Source organism: Bacillus sp. FSL R5-0560, from assembly GCF_037966305.1.
Taxonomy (GTDB): Bacteria; Bacillota; Bacilli; order Bacillales; family Bacillaceae; genus Bacillus; species Bacillus mojavensis.
This window is the reverse complement of sequence record NZ_CP150195.1, coordinates 2,497,075-2,516,939: the sequence shown is the minus strand read 5'-3', so window position 1 is coordinate 2,516,939 and position 19,865 is coordinate 2,497,075. Positions and strand designations below refer to the sequence as shown.

The 19,865-nt window shown below is 44.8% G+C and carries 18 protein-coding genes and 1 pseudogene; 12 read left to right on the top strand and 7 right to left on the bottom strand.

The window, feature by feature from the left end; all coding sequences use genetic code 11:
- Window positions 1-45 precede the first annotated feature (45 nt).
- From mce to NST56_RS13300, 3 genes are read left to right on the top strand one after another with little or no spacing between them, the layout of a single operon-like run.
- Window positions 46-468 carry a methylmalonyl-CoA epimerase gene (gene mce, locus NST56_RS13310; protein ID WP_339177066.1) on the top strand — a complete coding sequence of 141 codons (423 nt, stop codon included), beginning with the start codon at window positions 46-48 and terminating at the stop codon, window positions 466-468.
- On the top strand, window positions 461-1,984 hold the full coding sequence (locus tag NST56_RS13305; RefSeq protein ID WP_339182227.1) for an acyl-CoA carboxylase subunit beta: 1,524 nt from the start codon (window positions 461-463) through the stop codon (window positions 1,982-1,984). The genes mce and NST56_RS13305 overlap by 8 nt, the downstream gene beginning before the upstream one ends.
- Before the next feature lie 17 nt (window positions 1,985-2,001).
- Window positions 2,002-3,117, top strand: coding sequence for a tripeptidase T (locus NST56_RS13300; protein ID WP_339177065.1), 1,116 nt, complete (start codon window positions 2,002-2,004; stop codon window positions 3,115-3,117).
- A 49-nt stretch (window positions 3,118-3,166) separates the two neighbouring features.
- Here the strand turns inward: NST56_RS13300 and NST56_RS13295 are convergent, their stop codons facing one another.
- From NST56_RS13295 to mifM, 3 genes are all read right to left on the bottom strand, one after another.
- Window positions 3,167-3,895, bottom strand: a complete 729-nt coding sequence (locus tag NST56_RS13295; RefSeq protein ID WP_339177063.1) for a DUF2071 domain-containing protein — start codon at window positions 3,893-3,895, stop codon at window positions 3,167-3,169.
- A gap of 127 nt (window positions 3,896-4,022) precedes the next feature.
- Window positions 4,023-4,850 carry a membrane protein insertase YidC gene (locus tag NST56_RS13290; RefSeq protein WP_268449525.1) on the bottom strand — a complete coding sequence of 276 codons (828 nt, stop codon included), beginning with the start codon at window positions 4,848-4,850 and terminating at the stop codon, window positions 4,023-4,025.
- 29 nt (window positions 4,851-4,879) lie between these two features.
- Window positions 4,880-5,167: a membrane protein insertion/folding monitor MifM gene (mifM, locus tag NST56_RS13285; protein WP_081638334.1), complete on the bottom strand. Its 288-nt coding sequence runs from the start codon at window positions 5,165-5,167 to the stop codon at window positions 4,880-4,882.
- Window positions 5,168-5,239: 72 nt separating this feature from the next.
- Here mifM and NST56_RS13280 point away from each other — a divergent pair, with 72 nt between their 5' ends.
- From NST56_RS13280 to NST56_RS13270, 3 genes and pseudogenes are all read left to right on the top strand, one after another.
- The gene (locus NST56_RS13280; protein ID WP_339177061.1) at window positions 5,240-6,484 is read left to right on the top strand and encodes a DNA polymerase IV; all 1,245 of its coding nucleotides are present in this window, start codon (window positions 5,240-5,242) and stop codon (window positions 6,482-6,484) included.
- A gap of 109 nt (window positions 6,485-6,593) precedes the next feature.
- A complete protein-coding gene (gene gndA / locus NST56_RS13275) occupies window positions 6,594-8,003 on the top strand; it encodes an NADP-dependent phosphogluconate dehydrogenase (RefSeq protein ID WP_010334845.1) in 1,410 nt (469 codons plus the stop codon).
- A gap of 70 nt (window positions 8,004-8,073) precedes the next feature.
- Window positions 8,074-8,747, top strand: a pseudogene (locus NST56_RS13270) (DUF3885 domain-containing protein).
- A gap of 32 nt (window positions 8,748-8,779) precedes the next feature.
- Here NST56_RS13270 and zwf read toward each other — a convergent pair.
- Complete coding sequence (gene zwf / locus NST56_RS13265) at window positions 8,780-10,249, bottom strand: glucose-6-phosphate dehydrogenase (RefSeq protein WP_010334843.1); 1,470 nt, start codon at window positions 10,247-10,249, stop codon at window positions 8,780-8,782.
- Window positions 10,250-10,472: 223 nt separating this feature from the next.
- Between zwf and rnz the strand changes: the two genes are divergently transcribed.
- On the top strand, window positions 10,473-11,396 hold the full coding sequence (gene rnz / locus NST56_RS13260) for a ribonuclease Z (RefSeq protein WP_339177058.1): 924 nt from the start codon (window positions 10,473-10,475) through the stop codon (window positions 11,394-11,396).
- Between the two features lie 74 nt (window positions 11,397-11,470).
- On the top strand, window positions 11,471-11,620 hold the full coding sequence (gene rpmG / locus NST56_RS13255) for a 50S ribosomal protein L33 (RefSeq protein WP_003226511.1): 150 nt from the start codon (window positions 11,471-11,473) through the stop codon (window positions 11,618-11,620).
- Window positions 11,621-11,654: 34 nt separating this feature from the next.
- On the opposite strand, the gene NST56_RS13250 is transcribed toward rpmG, so the two are convergent.
- Both NST56_RS13250 and namA read right to left on the bottom strand, forming a co-directional pair.
- Window positions 11,655-12,425, bottom strand: a complete 771-nt coding sequence (locus tag NST56_RS13250; RefSeq protein WP_168748181.1) for an alpha/beta hydrolase — start codon at window positions 12,423-12,425, stop codon at window positions 11,655-11,657.
- A 119-nt stretch (window positions 12,426-12,544) separates the two neighbouring features.
- Window positions 12,545-13,561: an NADPH dehydrogenase NamA gene (gene namA / locus NST56_RS13245; RefSeq protein WP_339177055.1), complete on the bottom strand. Its 1,017-nt coding sequence runs from the start codon at window positions 13,559-13,561 to the stop codon at window positions 12,545-12,547.
- 170 nt (window positions 13,562-13,731) lie between these two features.
- On the opposite strand from namA, the gene NST56_RS13240 reads away from it, so the two are divergent.
- Entirely contained in the window at window positions 13,732-15,363 is a 1,632-nt protein-coding gene (locus NST56_RS13240) for a M20/M25/M40 family metallo-hydrolase (protein WP_339182224.1), read from the top strand.
- Between the two features lie 46 nt (window positions 15,364-15,409).
- Here NST56_RS13240 and proC read toward each other — a convergent pair whose 3' ends face one another.
- Window positions 15,410-16,246: a pyrroline-5-carboxylate reductase gene (gene proC / locus NST56_RS13235; RefSeq protein ID WP_339177053.1), complete on the bottom strand. Its 837-nt coding sequence runs from the start codon at window positions 16,244-16,246 to the stop codon at window positions 15,410-15,412.
- Between the two features lie 400 nt (window positions 16,247-16,646).
- Between proC and NST56_RS13230 the strand changes: the two genes are divergently transcribed.
- The 3 genes from NST56_RS13230 (at window position 16,647) to dsdA (ending at window position 19,836) form a co-directional block, all read left to right on the top strand.
- Window positions 16,647-17,606 carry an MBL fold metallo-hydrolase gene (locus tag NST56_RS13230; protein ID WP_339177051.1) on the top strand — a complete coding sequence of 320 codons (960 nt, stop codon included), beginning with the start codon at window positions 16,647-16,649 and terminating at the stop codon, window positions 17,604-17,606.
- Between the two features lie 5 nt (window positions 17,607-17,611).
- Complete coding sequence (locus tag NST56_RS13225) at window positions 17,612-18,391, top strand: SDR family oxidoreductase (RefSeq protein ID WP_339177049.1); 780 nt, start codon at window positions 17,612-17,614, stop codon at window positions 18,389-18,391.
- 92 nt (window positions 18,392-18,483) lie between these two features.
- The gene (gene dsdA / locus NST56_RS13220; protein WP_339177048.1) at window positions 18,484-19,836 is read left to right on the top strand and encodes a D-serine ammonia-lyase; all 1,353 of its coding nucleotides are present in this window, start codon (window positions 18,484-18,486) and stop codon (window positions 19,834-19,836) included.
- Window positions 19,837-19,865 lie beyond the last annotated feature (29 nt).

Here is a 19,865-nt window from a genome sequence, read left to right as displayed (position 1 = left end):
TATGGGCGGACAAGCGATATCTATTGCCGGAAAGCAGGGATGAAAATGACCGGACTTGACCATATTGGAATTGCCGTTTATTCCATAAACAAGGCCAGAGCTTTTTATGAAGGTGTATTGGGATTAACGTTTCTTCATCAAGAAACGGTTGAAGAGCAAAAGGTGACCATTGCTCTTTTCCAAGCGGGAGGCGTCTATTTGGAGCTGATTGAGCCGTTAACGCCTGACAGCCCTGTCCGTACATTCTTAGATAAAAAAGGAGAGGGGCTGCACCATGTTGCGTTTCTATGTAGCGGCTTAACAGATCAGCTTCAAGCATTATCAAACCGGAAAATTGATGTAATAGACAGGCAGCCGAGACAGGGCGCAAACGGGAAACAGATCGCGTTTATTTCTCCGCGGGAAACAAATGGCGTGCTTGTCGAGCTCTGTGAACCGAAAGGAGATCAAGACATTGAATATGAATGAGCATATCGGTCATCTATACAACAGGCGCAGGCAGGCGGAAGAAGGCGGGGGACATGCGAAGCAAGCTGAACAGCGGAAAAAGGGAAAGCTCACAGCGCGGGAAAGGATCGCCTATCTCTTGGATGAGGATAGTTTTATCGAATTATATCCCTTCATGGAGAGCCGAAGCTTAACAAGGGAGCAGCGTATATTGGGAGATGGAGTCGTGACGGGCTACGGTACGATTGACGGCCGCTCAGTATATGTGTTTGCGCAGGATTTTACCGTATTCGGCGGGGCGCTTGGCGAAACCCATGCGAAAAAGATTACCTCTCTTATGGATCTTGCAGCAAAAAATAAAGCCCCGATTATCGGGCTGAACGACTCAGGTGGTGCGAGAATTCAAGAGGGTGTGGTATCATTAGATGGATACGGTCACATATTTTACCGAAACGTCTTATATTCCGGAGTCATTCCGCAAATCTCGGTTATATTAGGGCCGTGCGCTGGAGGCGCTGTGTACTCTCCGGCACTTACTGATTTTATTTTTATGGCAGAACAGACGGGCCGAATGTTTATTACCGGTCCAAAGGTCATTGAAAAAGTAACAGGAGAACAGGTTGACGCGGAGAGCTTAGGAGGAGCGGGAATACATAATGCCGTCAGCGGAAATGCCCACTTTTCCGGAAAAACGGAAGAGGAGGTTCTGACAGGAGTGAAAAAGCTGCTGTCTTATTTGCCGCTCGACAAACAGATATCACCGCCTTCATCTGTGGATGAGGCCTCCAGCTCGTTAATAAACCGCCTCGTGCCGGCTGACAGCACAAAGCCATATGATGTTCGGGCGGTGATTCAGGAATTGGCTGATCCACAGTCTTTTTTTGAGATTCAGCCGTATTTTGCGAAAAATATCGTCATCGGATTTGCAAAGCTCGGCAAAAAAACGATCGGAATTGTGGCAAACCAGCCGAAACATTTAGCAGGGAGCCTGACGATTGACGCGGCTGATAAAGCAGCGAGATTTATCCGGTTTTGTGACGCCTTTGAGATCCCGCTGTTAACTGTCGAAGATGTACCGGGGTTTTTGCCCGGCATTCAGCAGGAGCATAACGGCATTATCAGGCACGGAGCCAAATTGCTGTTTGCTTATGCAGAAGCGACGGTTCCCAAAGTAACGCTCATCATCAGAAAAGCGTATGGCGGGTCGTATGTCGCCATGAACAGCAAATCCATCGGAGCGGATCTCGTGTTTGCTTGGCCAAATGCCGAAATCGCAGTGATGGGTGCTGAGGGGGCGGCATCTATTTTGTATGATAAAGATATTGAAGCGTCAGCTGACCCGCAAAAGACAAAACGCGAAAAAACAGCTGAATACAAAAAACAAAACGCCAGCCCTTACAAAGCGGCGGCATGCGGAATGGTCGATGACATCATTTTGCCGGAAGAATCAAGGAAAAGACTCATCCAAGCTTTTCACATGCTTGCACATAAGACAGAAGAGAGACCGAAAAAAAAGCACGGTAACATACCGCTTTAACATGGAGGGACTTACAAATGGTGAATGAAAAACGCCTGCTGGAAGAATTTTTAGAGCTTGTTCAAATCGATTCAGAAACGAAGCACGAAGCTGAAATTTGCAAAGTGCTGAAACAAAAATTTTCTGATTTAGGTGTAGACGTCAAAGAAGACGATACAATGGGTATCACTGGCCACGGAGCAGGAAACCTGATCTGCACATTAAAAGGAACGAAAAAGACAGATACAATTTATTTTACATCTCATATGGACACAGTCGTACCCGGAAACGGCGTAAAACCGGTTGTTGAGGACGGGTATGTTAAAACAGACGGCACAACAATTTTAGGCGCCGATGATAAAGCGGGATTGGCTGCCATGTTTGAAGCAATTAAAGTGCTCAAAGAAGAAAACATTGAGCACGGCACGATTGAATTCATCATCACAGTAGGTGAAGAATCAGGTCTTATCGGGGCAAAGGCGCTTGACTGTTCCATGATAACAGCATCCTACGGTTATGCTCTTGATTCAGACGGAAAAGTCGGCAATATCATTGTTGCGGCACCGACTCAGGCGAAGGTAAGAGCGGCGATTTACGGTAAAACTGCACACGCTGGAGTTGAACCAGAAAAAGGGATATCAGCGATTACAATCGCAAGCAAGGCCATTTCAAAGATGCCTTTGGGCCGCATCGATGAAGAAACAACAGCAAACATCGGGCGATTTGAAGGCGGCACACAAACAAACATTGTGTGCGACGAAGTTCACATTCTCGCTGAAGCCCGTTCTTTAGTTCCAGAAAAAATGGAAGCGCAGGTTCAAAAAATGAAAGCTGCTTTTGAAGAGGCAGCGGCTGATATGGGCGGACGTGCAGAAGTCGAAATCGAAGTCATGTATCCAGGGTTTAAATATCAAGATGGCGACCAAGTCGTTGAAATCGCGAAAAAAGCGGCAGCGAAAATCGGACGCACGAGCGAGCTGCAAACGAGCGGCGGCGGAAGCGACGCAAACGTAATTGCAGGCCACGGCATCCCAACGGTCAATCTTGCTGTCGGGTATGAACAAATTCATACGAAGAACGAAAAAATGCCGATTGAAGAGCTAGTGAAAACAGCAGAAATGGTTGTTGCGATTATTGAAGAAGCAGCAAAATAATGAAGAAAAACCCGAGTGCGGATCTGGCATTCGGGTTTTTTCCTAACAGTCAGCGCCATTGTCGAAGCGGCCAAAATAATACGTCTTGTTTTTTGGCATAATGAAGCAGCGGTTCTGAGTCTGGTAAAGTGATTTCGTGAGCATCAGCCACTGTATTGGTTGAAAACTGGGCCTCGGCTCTTTGAAGAAGCCAAGGGTGATGGTGAATGTCCTCATAATAGAGCTTGTCACGATGAGTGGTGTAAAGTCTGTATCGCTCCGTCAGCCAGTAATCAAGCGAATCCTCTTGCGCTGTAAAAGGCGCAGAGAGTGGCCGGTACGTGGCACCGAATGCTGCTTTTCCAGCGTCTCTCCGTTTGCTTCTATATTCTATAGCATCCCCATTTTTTTCGGATTTCATATCGGCGTAAAAATAAGGCAAATGAAAGAAAGTCCGTGCACCTTGAACTGCCAGCCGATGATCAGCATCTAAGCTAAAGAAATAAATGCCCGGCTTGCCTTTATAGGTGACATAAGTGCGCAGGTTAAGCTCTGGAAAGGACTGGGCTCCGGGAATAGGTGGGAGAAAACGCGCGCGAAGGTTTGTGAGCATAAAGGGAAGCATGCTTACCCAAGCTTGTCCGTGATATGTATCTATGTCCAATATGGACGGAATCTTAGCTCGAAGGGTAGAGTCATCAACAGGCCAATGAGCAAATAAGACATCATTCCATGTTTGTTTCATGATCCAAATTCCCTCAGGCACAGCAATATTTTTTTGTTGAGACTGTTCCGTCACGACACCAGCTCCTTTCATTTGGATGTGAGTAAAGGTATTCCCGATTTTCTTCTTTTTAAACGAATGCAGGTTCTTGAAAGTGATGGAAATAAAAAAAACAACTCCGAACAAAAGTCGGAGTTGTTTTTTATTTCACCGGTTCTGTAAGAGCGGCTGTTTTTTTCTGTTTATGGTGTGTCATCTGAAGTACGACATTTTGCACTGTCAAGAACAGTCCGCTGGTGAACCAGTACAGCGGAAGGGCCGCAGGAACATTAAGCGAGAAAATCGTCATCATCACAGGGAAGATAAACACCATTAGTTTTGCAGATTGCTGCGCTGCAGGATTTTGCGGGACAGCGGAATATTTCGCGCTCAGCTTTTGTGCGACATAGGCTTGGACAAAATACATAATCCCTGCACTAAGGGACACGAGAATATCAGATTGCCCTAAACTGAACCATAGAAACGAGTGTGACGCAATTTCAGGTGTTGAGCGAATCGCGTAATAAAACCCAATCATAATCGGAAACTGAATCAGCATTGGAAGACAGCCCATCGCAAGCGGGTTGATTTTATGCTCCTGATACAGCTTCATCATTTCCATTTGCAGTTCTTTCTGCTTTTCCGGGTCCTTTGTCTTTTTAATTTTGGCTTGAATGCTGTCTACTTGCGGTTTAATGACTGCCATTTTTTCTTGGAACACACGCTGTTTTTTAAACTGATTGACAAACAAAGGAAGTACCACAACGCGCACAATAATGGTTACAAGAATGATAGACAACCCGTATTCTCCGTGAAACAGTCCGGCAACGCCTTTCAGCAGCGAGGAAAACGGCTCGATTAAATAGTCGTGGAAAAAACCGACGTTACCGAGACCTCCCACCTGATTTGTTGCAGCAAAAGCTGCGTTTCCAGAGCATAATACGATCAAAAAGGCCCCTACAGCCAAAAGTTTCTGATATGTTTTTAACAATTTGTTCTCCTCCTTTTTATAAATGCGGTTTATAAAAGAAGGGAACTGACGTCTTCATCATCATTTACAGGTGAATTCATGCGGAAGACTTTACGTATCCAAGTTGTAATGCGATGATATATAATAATAAGAAAGTCTGTTCGGTTTATTCGAAAGACCGTCTGATGTTCATCTGTTCGTTTTGATTTCCACTGCTCGCCGGCACGGCACTCTCGCAAGAGAAAAGCGATCCCGATGGCGGTCAGAGCCGGAAGAATAATTGTGAAAAAATCGACTAAGAATAAAACGTCATTTATCGACTCCACAAACATTGTCATCACATCCATTCAATACCTTCATTTTACTATATGTACAAGCCGTTGTCTAATGAACAGAAAGGAGATATGTTTATGCCGGGGAAGGGCCGAATTATTTTCCATATTGATATGAACAGTTTCTATGCATCGGTGGAAATGGCATATGACCCGGCTCTCCGAGGAAAGCCGGTTGCAGTTGCCGGAAACGTCAAAGAACGAAAAGGCATCGTCGTCACATGCAGCTACGAAGCAAGGGCGCACGGCGTGAAAACAACCATGCCGGTTTGGGAAGCAAAGCGCAACTGTCCTGATCTCATCGTCCTTCCGCCGAACTTTGACCGCTACAGAAGCTCTTCAAGAGCGATGTTTAGCATCCTTCGTGAATATACAAATCTGGTGGAACCTGTATCCATCGACGAAGGCTATATGGATATGACGGATACACCATACAGCCGCAATGCCTATGAGACGGCAAAAGAAATACAAAGCAGACTGCAGAAAGAGCTGCTGCTTCCGTCAAGCATCGGAATTGCCCCGAATAAATTTCTCGCTAAAATGGCATCCGATATGAAAAAACCGCTTGGGATCACCATCCTGAGAAAAAGAGAAGTGCCTGATATCCTTTGGCCTCTCCCAGTTGGAGAAATGCATGGCGTAGGCAAAAAGACGGCGGAAAAACTGAACGGGCTTAGTATTGATACGATTGGAGATTTAGCAGCCGCTGACGAACACTCGCTAAAACGGCTGCTCGGCATCAACGGGCCCCGTCTCAAAAATAAAGCGAACGGCATTCACCATGCCCCTGTTGATCCGGAGCGCATTTATGAATTTAAAAGCGTAGGCAATTCATCCACACTTTCTCATGATTCTGCCGATGAGGATGAGCTGTTAGCTGTTTTTCGAAAACTGTCCGCATCCGTTAGCGACCGTTTGCAGCGTAAGGAAGTAATGGCTTCAAAGCTGTTTATTATGATCAGATACGCGGACTGGAAAACTATTACAAGAAGCATCACACTGAAGAATCCGATAGATCAAAAAAACGAGATATATAATGAAGCAGAACATCTCTTCTTTAAGCATTGGAACAAAAATCCAATCAGGCTGCTCGGCATTACCGGAATGGATTTGGTAGAAAAAGAGCAGGCCTATAAGCAACTCGATTTGTTCAGCTTTACAGAGGATGCGAAGGATGAACCGATTCAGCAGATGATGGAAAAACTGAATGAAAAGTACGGCTCCAAGCTGATCAGAAAAGGTGCAAAGGTTAAAAAAGACGAGAGCAAAACAAGCGGGACAAGCTTTAATAAAGATTTTTTTCAAGATGAAAAGAAAAGCTGAATATCTTGAAATAAGGGGGTGAAGTATGGTAATTTCAATAGTATAAATATCATTTTATTTTAATGTAAATTTTAAAATGGTTAAACGTTTTCAGAAGGGACGTTAGAATATGTCAAAACAACAAATCGGAGTTATCGGACTTGCGGTAATGGGTAAAAATCTGGCTTTAAATATTGAAAGCCGAGGATTTTCTGTTTCTGTTTACAACAGATCAAGCAGCAAAACCGAGGAATTTTTGCAGGAGGCTGAAGGCAAAAACGTTGTCGGCACCTACAGCATTGAAGAATTTGTTCAATCCTTGGAAACACCGCGCAAAATTTTGTTAATGGTTAAAGCGGGAACTGCTACAGATGCGACAATTCAATCTCTTCTTCCTCACTTAGAGAAGGACGATATTTTAATTGACGGCGGAAATACATACTATAAAGATACACAGCGCCGAAACAAAGAGCTTGCTGAAAGCGGCATTCATTTTATCGGCACAGGCGTTTCAGGCGGAGAAGAAGGAGCTCTTAAAGGGCCTTCTATCATGCCTGGCGGACAAAAAGAAGCTCATGAACTTGTGAAGCCGATTCTTGAAGCAATTTCTGCAAAAGTTGATGGTGAAGCGTGTACGACATATATCGGTCCGGACGGTGCCGGCCATTATGTAAAAATGGTGCATAACGGTATTGAATACGGCGATATGCAGCTGATCTCTGAATCTTATTTCATCCTGAAACAGGTACTTGGCCTTTCAGCTGATGAGCTTCATGAAGTATTTGCTGAATGGAATAAAGGCGAGCTTGACAGCTACCTGATCGAGATTACTGCTGATATCTTCACGAAAAAAGATGAAGAAACAGGCAAACCGCTTGTTGACGTGATTCTTGATAAAGCGGGTCAAAAAGGAACAGGAAAATGGACAAGCCAAAGTGCACTTGACTTAGGTGTTCCGCTTCCAATTATCACTGAATCTGTATTCGCACGTTTTATTTCAGCGATGAAGGATGAGCGTGTGAAAGCAAGCAACCTTCTTTCAGGACCTGAAGTGAAGCCTGTTACAGAAAATAGAGAAGAACTGATCGAAGCCGTCAGAAAAGCGTTGTTCATGAGCAAAATCTGTTCTTACGCCCAAGGATTTGCCCAAATGAAAGCTGCTTCTGAAGAATACAACTGGGATCTCAATTACGGTGAAATCGCTATGATCTTCCGCGGCGGCTGTATCATCCGTGCGGCATTCCTGCAGAAAATCAAAGAAGCTTACGACCGTGATCCTGAGCTTGACAACCTGCTGCTTGACAGCCACTTCAAGAACATTGCAGAAAGCTACCAAGGAGCGCTTCGCCAAGTGATTTCACTTGCAGTTGCCCAAGGTGTGCCGGTACCTTCATTCTCAAGCGCACTAGCTTATTATGACAGCTATCGCACAGCCGTGCTGCCTGCAAACTTGATCCAAGCGCAGCGTGACTACTTCGGCGCCCATACTTATGAGCGCACAGACAAAGACGGTGTCTTCCATACGGAATGGATGAAATAATAATGTGAAAAATCCCGCAGCCTGACAACTGCGGGATTTTTTTTTGAAATAGAGTGCGGGGAACGAAAGGATGTATGTTTTGCCTGTAAATGAGTATGTACTTGAAAATTTTCCTGGTTTACGACTTACACCTCCTTTGTTTTATAACTGGCAGATCGGCATCCGGTTTGAAATAGGCGTAGGATATAACGTGAATGATGCTTATCTACACAGCCCTTATATAGATAACGCATATAAGAGAGCTGTCACTTTATTTAAGCTCTACATGCCGATGATGATGATATATTTGTTATAGCTGATGCTGTTGGTTTTGGAGGGGGAAGGAGATATAAGAGCAAATTACATATTTTCTCCCGGTACATTCAAGAAAAAGCTGTGTTGAAAAAACTGCAGCACATTGCTGTCTCTTATACTTGTTCTGATGATGATAAAACGCATAGATTTTTTCTGAGGTGTAAAGCTGGTGATGTAAGATATATTCCAATGCTGAGAGTGATATGTAATCAAGATATGGGGATAAAACCAAGCATTTCTCAAGATATTCACTTTATCAATATAAAAAAGAGAACCATTTTTCATCTTTATGATGATCGAGGCTGCGATATTTTAGCTTCTGCAGCTGAAACAATACGGGATATGTATGAAACATATAACAGTTGGATATTAGATTACAACAGAGAGAAAATCAATGGTCTTTTTGAGCCGCTTAGAAGCAGAGAGTTTGGTACATCAATAAAAGGCTGAAAATGCTTTACAAGCACTTTCAGCCTTTTTCTTTATATATTCCACCAATGCAAGCCGTCTTTCGCCAAAAGATCATCTGATTCTTTTGGACCCATAGAACCTGCTTCGTAGTTTGGCGATAGGGTTTTGTTGGCTGCCCATGTTTCAGAAATGGAATCGACAAAGCTCCAAGAAAGGGCCACTTCATCCCAGTGTGCGAAGTTCGTCGCATCGCCAAGAAGACAGTCGTGAATCAATTTTTCATATGCTTCAGGAGTGTTCAGCTCATCATTGCAATTGCTGCAGTAATCCAGTTTGATTGGCTGCGCGTGTGCTGCTCCTCCGAGTTTTTTAGCGTTTAAGTACAGTGTAATGCCTTCGTCAGGCTGAATATGAATGACGAGTAAGTTCGGATTCATGTTGTTTTCATTGCCGTAGTACAGGTTCATCGGAATGTCCTTAAATTGAACGACAATTTTTGTAGACTTTTCTTTCATTCGTTTTCCGGTACGAATGTAGAATGGAACACCAGCCCATCTGAAGTTGTCGATCAGAAGCTTTCCAGAAACAAAGGTTTCTGTATTTGAGTCAGGAGCGACGTTATCTTCATCTGTATAAGCAGGGACTGGCAGACCGTCAATTTCACCGGCTTGATATTGTCCGCGCACAAAATACTCATCCACTTCGTCTTTTGCAATAGGGCGGAGGGCTCTCAGCACCTTCACTTTCTCGCTGCGAATTTCTTCTGTGTTCAGTTTAATCGGCGGCTCCATTGCGAGAAGCGCAACCATTTGCATAATATGGTTTTGGACCATGTCGCGAAGGGCGCCTGATTTTTCGTAATATCTAGCACGGTCTTCAACACCAAGTGATTCGCTTGATGTGATTTGGATATTTGAGATGTAGCGATTTGTCCATAGCGGTTCGAAAATCGCATTGGCAAATCGAATGACCTCAATATTCTGCACCATTTGTTTTCCTAAATAGTGATCGATTCTGTAAATTTGATCTTCTGTAAATGCTTCACGAATTTCTTGATTTAATGCTTGCGCGCTTGGCAAGTCATGGCCAAACGGCTTTTCAATCACAAGGCGGGACCAGCCTGTAGTTGCTGTTACACCTTCTGATTTTAATGTCTTTGCAATTGTTCCAAAGAATTCTGGAGCCATTGCCAAGTAGAACATTCTGTTGTTCGGGATTTGATATGTATCTTCCAGCTGGTTGAGCAGTACGTTAAGCTCTTGATAAGAACCAGGGTTTGTCACGTCAAACGGGTGATAATAGAAATGAGACGTGAAGTCATCTATATGTTTATCAGCAGCTGAGGAAATAGATGTTTTGACGGTTTGGCGAAGATCCTCATTGGACCAAGGTCTTCTTCCGACTCCTACAACTGCAAACTCTTCTCCGATTTGTCCATTTTTATATAAACGGTGAATGGACGGATAGAGTTTTCGTTTTGCCAAATCTCCCGTTGCACCGAATATGACAATTACTGCTTTTGGTTGTTGGTTTGTTTTCACTAAAAGTACCTCACTTTATTCGAAGCTTTATTTTAGTACCCCGTATATTTCCTTCATTTTAAATCTAAAATTCAACGAAAGCAAACATTTAAGCCCCTTTTTTACAGAATGGCGCAAAAATATTTCTAGAACGAAAGGTTTGCCCGAATCAGAGGCGAGATTCACATTTTACGCCTGATCCTGTATTCTTGTAGGTAACTAGTTCTAGTAGGAGGAAGGAAATGTGGAATTACTTTTTTTAGGGACGGGAGCCGGAATTCCCGCTAAGTCTAGAAACGTGACGTCGATCGCATTAAAGCTGCTTGAAGAAAGGCGATCTGTATGGCTGTTTGACTGCGGGGAAGCCACACAGCATCAAATTTTACATACATCGATTAAACCTCGAAAAATAGAAAAAATCTTCATTACTCACATGCACGGCGATCATGTATACGGTCTTCCGGGGCTTCTTGGCAGCCGTTCTTTTCAGGGCGGTGAGGACGAGCTGACGGTTTACGGACCGAAAGGCATCAAGGCTTTTATTGAAACAAGTCTTGCCGTCACGAAAACTCACCTAACATATCCGCTTGTGATACAAGAGATTGAAGAGGGAGCCGTATTTGAGGACGACCAGTTTATCGTCACAGCTGCATCCGCGATTCATGGTGTAGAGGCCTTCGGGTACCGCGTACAAGAAAAAGATGTGCCTGGCTCTTTAAAGGCGGCGTTATTAAAGGATTTGAGTATTCCGCCTGGACCTGTATATTCGAAAATAAAAAAAGGTGAAATCGTGACGCTTGAAGACGGACGCACCATAAATGGGGAGGATTTTCTGGAGCCTCCTAAAAAGGGGAGAGCTGTCGTGTTTTCAGGGGATACGAGAGTGAGCGATAAGATAAAAGAGCTTGCGCGGGACTGTGATGTGCTTGTGCATGAAGCCACCTTTGCTAAGGATGATGTGAAGCTTGCTTTTGATTATTTTCACAGTACAACAGAACAAGCAGCTGTAACAGCAAAAGAAGCTGGGGCGAAGCAGCTCATCTTAACTCATATCAGCGCAAGATATCAGGGAGAGGCCTCTTTGGAGCTTCAGAAAGAAGCGGCAGCCGTTTTTCCGAACAGCATCACGGCTTATGATTTCTTAGAGGTACAAGTTCCAAGAGGCTGAGAAGGTGTTTGACAATTTGTTATTAAGTTGTATAATAAAACGTAATCATTACGCTTTATAAGGAGATGTTAAACATGAGAGTAAATGTTACTTTGGCTTGCACTGAAACAGGGGACAGAAACTACATCACAACCAAAAATAAACGCACAAATCCTGATCGTTTAGAGCTGAAAAAATACTCACCGCGGTTAAAAAAATATACCCTTCATCGCGAAACAAAATAATAAAAGACCCGGCTGCTTTAGCCGGGTTTTTTGTTTAATTGACTGCCTGGTACAGCGGGGTTGCCTGCTGGCAGGCCGCACACCATACATCATAAATCGCCAGATGGACGATATGAGGTTCATCATGATGAATGTTATGTGAGCTGTTTTTTGCTTGTATCCAGCCGCTTTGATCGGATAGGGACAAAATGCTGCTATGCAGGTTTCTCCAGTCCGCTTCAGCAGAGGCGAATTTCTCAGTGCGTTCACCTGATGACAGGACAATAAGGGGCATGTTTCCTAAATGGACTTGCTGCTGTTTGACTTGCTGCAGGCTTTTCAAAAATTCAGCATATGTCTCCTCGAGCATCATCTGCTTTCTGTATGCTGTATGCATTTCTTCAGGAATAAATGTAAAGCTGCCTGTGCCGTCATCTCCTAAAGCGGGATCAAGGAGCACCATGCCGATAATATCCTCTCGGTTTTTACAGGCCCATAAACTGCTGATAACCGATCCGTATGAATGTGAAACAACCAGATAAGGCGGTCTTATACCTGCTGCCTTAAGCAAGCTTTCTAATTCTCTCACCTTTTGGTCGGCTGTTCGTTCTGCCTTGCTTTGTCCGCTTTTCCCAATGCCCGCTCTATCATATGTGAATATGCCAAATTCGCCATCAATGTCCGCTGTTAATGGTTTCCATGTCTCTGAAGAAGTGCCGTAGCCGGCTTCAAAAACAATGGTTACACCGCTAAATCCTTTTCGGTGTTTTGTATGAAATTCACAATCGTCAACCATATAGGTCCTTTCGATCCATGCTGCATTCAATGGAGTCATCTCCTCTAATTGGTTCTACTAGGGAGACGGAGAACGTCAGCTGATCGTTTCTCCAAAAATAAAAAAAGAGATATCCGGCGGCGGAACCGCGGATATCTCGTATCTCAAGATTACCAGCCTCTTTCGTATTGAACAGGGGCTTGAATATCTGTATTGAGCTGTTTTGCGGCAGTTCTTGTAAAGTAAGGATCGCGTAATAGCTCTCTGCCGATAAAGATGAGGTCTGCACGGTTATTTTGAAGAATTTCTTCAGCCATTGAACCATTTGTAATCATTCCGACAGCACCAGTCGCCATATCAGCCTGTTCGCGGATTTTCTCGGCAAAGCTGACCTGATAGCCAGGGAATACGTTAATGTCTGCATGAACAAGGGCACCTGAGCTGCAGTCAATTAAGTCAACGCCCTGCTCCTTCATCCATTTTGCAAAACCGATATGATCAGCGATGTCTAAGCCTTTGTCTGTATAGTCAGAAGCCGATACACGGACAAATAAAGGACCATCCCACACTTGATTGACTTCATCAATGATTTCTCTTAAGAAACGGTACCGGTTTTCTGGTGAGCCGCCGTATTCATCTGTGCGATGGTTAGAAAGCGGAGATAAAAATTCATGAATTAAGTATCCGTGTGCCGCATGAATCTCAATCACATCAAAGCCTGCTTCTTTTGCACGGGCTGCTGCTTGTTTGAACTCCTGCACGGTCTCTTTCACTTTTTCAGTTGTCATTTCAACCGGTGTGCTGGATTGCTCGTCAAACGCTATCGCAGACGGCGCGAAAATATCGCCTTCAAGCTCTGCTTTACGTCCTGCGTGGGCAAGCTGAATTCCGATTTTTGAGCCTTGCGCTTTTACCTGTTCAGTCAGCTTTGCAAAACCTTCGATATGCTCGTCGCTCCATATCCCTAAATCTTGGTCTGTGATGCGTCCTTGAGGATTAACCGCTGATGCTTCCACAATAATTAACCCAACCTGGCCGACTGCGCGTGTTATGTAGTGAGCCATGTGGAACGGCTGTAACTTTCCGTCCTTTTCGTGAGAAGAGTACATGCACATTGGTGACATCACAATGCGGTTTTTTAACGTTACATCTTTAATCGTCATAGGTGTGAATAATTTTCTGGCCATTTCTTTCGCCTCCCGTAAGGTTTTTAGAGGTTGATTATAACAAGTCATTTCTTTCCCGTCATATAAACTGCTCAAACGATCCGATTTTGTCAAACATTTCTGTATAATAGACAGGGAGTCATGTTATTTTTTAGAATCGAAGCGTTTTTATACATAGGAGGGCGGAAATGATGAAATGGCAGACCAAGGATAATTTGCTTACCCTTTTAACTTCGCTTGTCCAGTACGAAAGTGTCACTGGTTCGAAAGGGGAAGCCGCACTTGCGGAATATCTTTATTATCTTTTAAAGGACAAGCCTTATTTTCAAAATAACCCTGCTCATGTCACACTCCATCCAATGGAAGACGGCAGAACGTTTCTGACGGCGCTTGTCAAAAAGAAAGATGTCAAACAGACAGTGCTATTGCTGAGCCATTTTGATGTCGTGGACATAGAGGACTACGGCGAATTCAAGCATATGGCCTGTAAGCCGGCTGAGCTTTTAAACTCCTTTTTGGAGAAAAAAGAGTTGCTTCCTGAACGCGTGAGAACAGACGCGGAAAGCGGCGACTGGCTGTTTGGAAGAGGCACGATGGATATGAAAGCGGGGCTTACTGTTCAGCTGTCGATGCTTGAGCGGGCAATGAATGGTCATTTTGATGGGAATGTCCTTTTGATTACGGTTCCTGACGAGGAAGTGAATTCAAGAGGAATGATCGAAGCCGTTCCTGCACTGAAAGAAATCAAGCATAAATATCATCTTACATACACTGCTTGTTTGAATAGCGAACCGATGTTTGAAAAATTTCCGGGCGACCAGCGGCAATATGTGTATACAGGCAGCATTGGCAAGGTTCTCGCAGGATTTTTCTGCAAAGGGATAGAAACGCATGTCGGAGAGCCGTTTTCCGGTTTAAATGCAAATTTAATGGTTTCTGAGATCAATCGTCTGCTGGAGCTGAACGTGAATTACTGCGAAATGGCTGACGGGGAAGTCACCCCGCCGCCGGTAAACTTAATGCAAAAGGACTTGAAAGAGGCATATTCCGTCCAAACACCGCATACAGCCGTTACGTTATTTAATGTGCTGACAATGCAGCGCTCCGCGAGTGAGCTGCATGACATGCTAAAAAAAACCGCAGAGCAGGCGGCAGAGGAGATTACAAATCATATTCAGCAGAAAACACGTGACTTCCAGAAGTTTGAGCCATTTCATCCAATTGAACGAACTGTCTCTGTTTTTACGTTTGATGAGCTTCTTGCACGTGCGAAAAGTCGTGTCGGAAGCTCGGAAACAGAACGGGTGCTGAATTTCACCTATGCAAACAGGGGAGACCTTGGAGACAGAGATTTTTCGACTAAAATTGTATCAGAGCTCGCTGCGCTGTGTAAGGAAGATGCACCGCTCATTGTTCTCTTTTATAGCCCTCCGTTTTATCCGGCGGTGTCATCAAAAAACGATCAGGTAATCAAGAATACTGCCGGCAAGCTCATTCAATATGCAGCTGATAGGTACGGCATTGCTTTACGGGAGGTTCAGTATTTCCCAGGGCTCTCGGATTTGAGCTATCTTCAGCTGGAAAAACAGGATGTTGGTGCATACACAAGCAATATGCCGCTCTTTAACAGAGGATACTCACTTCCAAGCAGGGAAGACGAGGCGCTGTATGTTCCGGTATTAAATGTCGGCCCGTCTGGAAAAGACCCGCATAAATGGACGGAACGACTGTATGTGCCTTATTCCTTTGAGGTGCTTCCCGACTTGCTTTCCTTTACAATCTCTGCATTATTAAAACAATCAGAAGCTGCCAGCCAGTCTTAGGATAAAGAAGACAGAAAGCGCATTGTCTTCTGTCTTATGTTTTTCTCTAAAAATGCTTTTCTAAAGCGGCTCCGGCAAATTGCTCTTTGATTTCAGCGCTTCGTTTGGCCGTTTCTTCAATACAATGAATGATTGCTTCTTCAAAGCGGGCCTCCGTTAAAGCGCGAAGGCCTGCCTCTGTTGTTCCCCCAGGGCTCGTAATCTCCTTGCGCAGCTGCGCCGGCTGTTTTCCGCTTTGGCGAAGCATATCTGTCGCGCCTGCCATTGTCTGCAGGATCAGTTTTTTTGCCGTTTCCTCATCTAAACCGACCTTTTGCGCCGCTTTTTCCATCGCTTCAATATAGCGATACAGGTAAGCGGGGCCGCTGCCTGCTATCGCGGTAACGGCATCAAGGTGCTGCTCCTCAACCAATGTGGCGTCACCGATTGTTTCTAGCAATGCTTTAGCCGCTGTGATATCGTCTTGGCTTGCTTCAGCGCTTACGGAAAATCCGGTTGCTGATTTTCTGATGGCAGCTGAAGTATTCGGCATCACCCGTATGACAGCAAGCTTTCTGCCGAAATAATGCTGAATGGTTTCGATGGTAAGGCCTGCAAGCACAGAAATGACAAGCTGATCCTTCATATAAGGACGAATGCTGTCAATGCTCTCTGCCGCATCCTTAGGCTTAAAAGCAAGAACGACGATATCAGTTTGTGTGAAAAACTTGCTCTTATCCCTGCATGGTCGCACGCCGTACATTTCCTTTAATTCATTGAGTCTCTCTTCATTTGACCTGTTTGTGATATAAATATTTTCAGGTTTTGTAATGCCGCTTTGCAAAAAACCGTTGATCATAGCTTCAGCCATGGACCCGGCGCCGACAAATCCTATCTTTTTCATGGATATCCTCCTTCTATTAGAACAACAAAAAACCTTTTCATCACGTAAAGGACGAAAAGGTTCGCGGTACCACCCTCATTAGCACAACTTGTGCTCAGCTCAAATCCCGTAACGCGGGAAACGTTTAGGTTTTCCTAACCGCTCTGAGGGCAGGTTCTACAAACAAGCGGGCCGCGATACCTTTCAGCCTGGGGATATCGCTCTCTCTGACCATTGCCTGTATACTATTCCTCGTCATAGCGTTCCAATGGTTCTCATTTTAGTTGTTGTTCATTATGCAATGGGGGACAAGCTAATGTCAATAGCTTTTTCAAAAAGGGCCGTTCTCATACGGCAATAATGACACAAGACCGAGAAAAAGCTAAAATATGAGTAATGAATGAAGACAAGGAGCAAAAGAATGACAACTGCAGATATCATTCCGATTCGCGTCCCGACACCGTTTGCCGTCGGTGATGTTATCGTTTACTTAGTAAAAGGTGATGCGCTGACACTGATCGATTGTGGACCGAAAACCAAAGAGGCGGCTGCAGCCCTAAAAGAGCAGCTTGCCGCTGTACATATAGAAATGTCAGATATTGAGCAGATCGTGCTGACTCACCATCACGCGGATCATGCAGGGTTGCTTGATGTTTTTTCTGATGACATTAAAGTGATTGGACATCCGTTTAACGAACCATATATCAGCAGAGACAAGGCATTTATGGAGTGGCAAAAACATTTTTTTCAAAAGCTCCTGCCTGAGTTAGGCGTTCCATTTGATGATGTGAAAGCAGAAAGGCTTATCCGGTCGGCGTACGCATTTTCCTGTACAAGATCCTTGACCCAAACGGTGACGGAAGGGATAAAAATTGACGGGATGGATGACTGGACTGTTCTGGAGATGCCCGGACATGCAGAGTCGCATATTGTTCTCTTTCATGAAAAGACCGGAAGAATGCTTGGCGGTGATTTGCTGCTGGCGAACAGCTCGTCTAACCCGATTCTTGAAGCGCCAAAAACGGGAGAAAAAAGAACGGAGCCTTTACTGGATTATCAGCGGTCGCTGCGGAGGCTGTTTGAACTTGCCCCGAACACAGTGTTTCCCGGTCATGGCGATACGATTAGCAATGTACGAGCGCTGATCAAGAAGCGGTTTGACAAGCAGAGCAGCCGGACCAAGGATGTGCGTCACATGCTGTCGGAAAAACCGCTTACCGCTTTTCAGGTTTGTCAGCAGCTCTTTCCTGCTGTTTATGAAAAAGAGTTGTTTTTAACGATGTCAGAAACTGTTGGGCATCTTGATATATTGGCGGCCGAAGCAGGCATCACGTCATATTGGGATGGAAATACCGCATACTTTAGAGCAATAGAGAGGTGAACAGGGTGAAAAATATAGCTGGCAAGCGTATTTGGATTACAGGTGCTTCAGGAGGGCTTGGAGAAAGAATCGCTTATTTATGTGCGGCTGAAGGAGCCCATGTTTTGCTGTCGGCAAGACGTGAGGATCGTTTGAAGGAAATCAAAAGAAAAATGACCGAGGAATGGAGCGGACAGTGTGATATTTTTCCTCTGGATGTCTCCCGTCTTGAAGATATCACCCTCGTCCGTGATCAGATCGGTCCGGTTGATGTGCTGATCAATAATGCTGGCTTTGGTATTTTTGAAACGGTTTTAGATTCGACCCTAGATGAAATGAAATCAATGTTTGATGTCAATGTTTTCGGTCTGATTGCCTGTACAAAAGCTGTTCTTCCGCATATGCTTGAGCAAAAAAGCGGACATATCATTAATATTGCCTCTCAAGCAGGGAAAATTGCTACGCCGAAATCCAGCCTTTATTCAGCGACAAAACATGCTGTGCTCGGCTATTCAAACGCTTTGCGTATGGAACTGGCGGGCACGGGCGTCTATGTGACGACAGTCAATCCAGGGCCGATTCAGACTGACTTTTTTTCTATCGCTGATAAAAGCGGAGGCTATGTCAAAAATGTCGGACGCTGGATGCTTGACCCAGATGATGTGGCAGCACAAATCACGTCTGCCATTATGACGAACAAACGTGAAATCAATCTTCCTCGTTTGATGAATGCCGGAACAAAGCTATATCAGATGTTTCCAGCACTTGTGGAAAAGCTGGCTGGACGGGTGCTCATGAAAAAATAAGCATGGAACTGCCTGTGTGAGACGCCTTTTGGTGTGTTTGCAGGCAGTTTTTTATAAAGAGATATAGTTGTTAAAGGGAGGAGAAATCGCTGATGTCAATAAATCAAGAAACTCTGCGTGACCTGATAAAAGATCCATTTATTCAGAAACTGATTGATGCCCGACCGGTATTCTGGGCTAATCCCGGCAAGAAAGAGGGGGTGGCATTACAAGCGGCTGAGTGGGAATGTGAGATAGACGAGGCGGACAAAAGACTTCGGCGTTTTGCTCCTTATATTGCAGAGGCATTTCCGGAAACAAAAGCCGCCGAAGGGATGATTGAATCGCCGCTTATTGAAATAAGCCATATGAAAAAGAAGCTGGAGGAAGTGTATGGCGAAACGTTTCCGGGGAGATGGCTTTTAAAGTGCGATCATGAGCTTCCGATTTCTGGATCGATTAAAGCCCGTGGCGGTATTTATGAAGTGCTGAAGCATGCGGAGGAGCTGGCGCTTCAAGAAGGAATGCTTAAGGAAACAGACGATTATCGCGTCTTGCACGAAGAGCGGTTCACTTCATTTTTCTCCCGCTATTCCATTGCTGTCGGCTCAACAGGAAACCTTGGTTTAAGCATCGGCATCATTGGCGCCAAACTAGGCTTTCGCGTGACGGTGCATATGTCCTCCGACGCTAAACAGTGGAAGAAGGATTTACTTCGCAAAAAGGGTGTCACTGTCATTGAGTACGAATCAGATTACAGTGAAGCGGTTAAAGAAGGACGGCGGCAGGCGGAACAAGACCCATTCTGTTATTTTATTGATGATGAACATTCCCGTCATCTGTTCCTAGGATATGCGGCAGCGGCCAGTCGTTTAAAAACGCAGCTCAGCTTTATGAATATCGAGCCTGGTCCTGAAACACCGCTGTTTGTGTATTTGCCTTGCGGAGTCGGCGGAGGGCCGGGTGGTGTGGCATTTGGACTGAAGCTCCTGTACGGAAACCATGTCCATGTATTTTTCGGGGAGCCAACCCATTCACCGTCTATGCTCTTAGGTCTATATTCAGGCCTGCATGATTGGATCTCTGTACAGGATATCGGCTTGGATAATGTAACGGCTGCTGACGGGCTTGCCGTTGGGCGCCCGTCAGGATTTGTCGGCAATCTGATAGAACCTTTGCTGAGCGGCTGTTATACTATCGAAGACGAAACGCTGTATGCCTTGCTTCATTTGCTGGCTTTATCTGAAAATAAGCATTTAGAGCCGTCTGCGCTTGCCGGCATGTTCGGACCTGTTCAGCTGTTTCTAGCGGAAACCGGGAAACACTACATGTCTGAAAATGATCTGCGGCACAGCATGAAAAATGCCGTACATGTCGTCTGGGGAACGGGAGGCAGTATGGTTCCGAAAGAAGAAATGGCTGCATATAACCGAATCGGTGCTGACTTGTTAAAAAAGATAAATTGAAAAAATAAGCAGACAGTAGGAATGTTTTC

Excerpts from the sequence above, each read along its gene's own strand:
- NST56_RS13240 (WP_339182224.1), top strand. The coding sequence starts at position 13,732 with ATGAAATGGCAGACCAAGGATAATTTGCTTACCCTTTTAACTTCGCTT.
- mce (WP_339177066.1), top strand. The coding sequence starts at position 46 with ATGACCGGACTTGACCATATTGGAATTGCCGTTTATTCCATAAACAAG.
- NST56_RS13300 (WP_339177065.1), top strand. The coding sequence starts at position 2,002 with ATGGTGAATGAAAAACGCCTGCTGGAAGAATTTTTAGAGCTTGTTCAA.
- dsdA (WP_339177048.1), top strand. The coding sequence starts at position 18,484 with ATGTCAATAAATCAAGAAACTCTGCGTGACCTGATAAAAGATCCATTT.
- mifM (WP_081638334.1), bottom strand. The coding sequence starts at position 5,167 with ATGACAATGTTTGTGGAGTCGATAAATGACGTTTTATTCTTAGTCGAT.
- NST56_RS13280 (WP_339177061.1), top strand. The coding sequence starts at position 5,240 with ATGCCGGGGAAGGGCCGAATTATTTTCCATATTGATATGAACAGTTTC.
- NST56_RS13230 (WP_339177051.1), top strand. The coding sequence starts at position 16,647 with ATGACAACTGCAGATATCATTCCGATTCGCGTCCCGACACCGTTTGCC.
- NST56_RS13305 (WP_339182227.1), top strand. The coding sequence starts at position 461 with ATGAATGAGCATATCGGTCATCTATACAACAGGCGCAGGCAGGCGGAA.
- gndA (WP_010334845.1), top strand. The coding sequence starts at position 6,594 with ATGTCAAAACAACAAATCGGAGTTATCGGACTTGCGGTAATGGGTAAA.
- proC (WP_339177053.1), bottom strand. The coding sequence starts at position 16,246 with ATGAAAAAGATAGGATTTGTCGGCGCCGGGTCCATGGCTGAAGCTATG.
- rpmG (WP_003226511.1), top strand. The coding sequence starts at position 11,471 with ATGAGAGTAAATGTTACTTTGGCTTGCACTGAAACAGGGGACAGAAAC.
- namA (WP_339177055.1), bottom strand. The coding sequence starts at position 13,561 with ATGGCCAGAAAATTATTCACACCTATGACGATTAAAGATGTAACGTTA.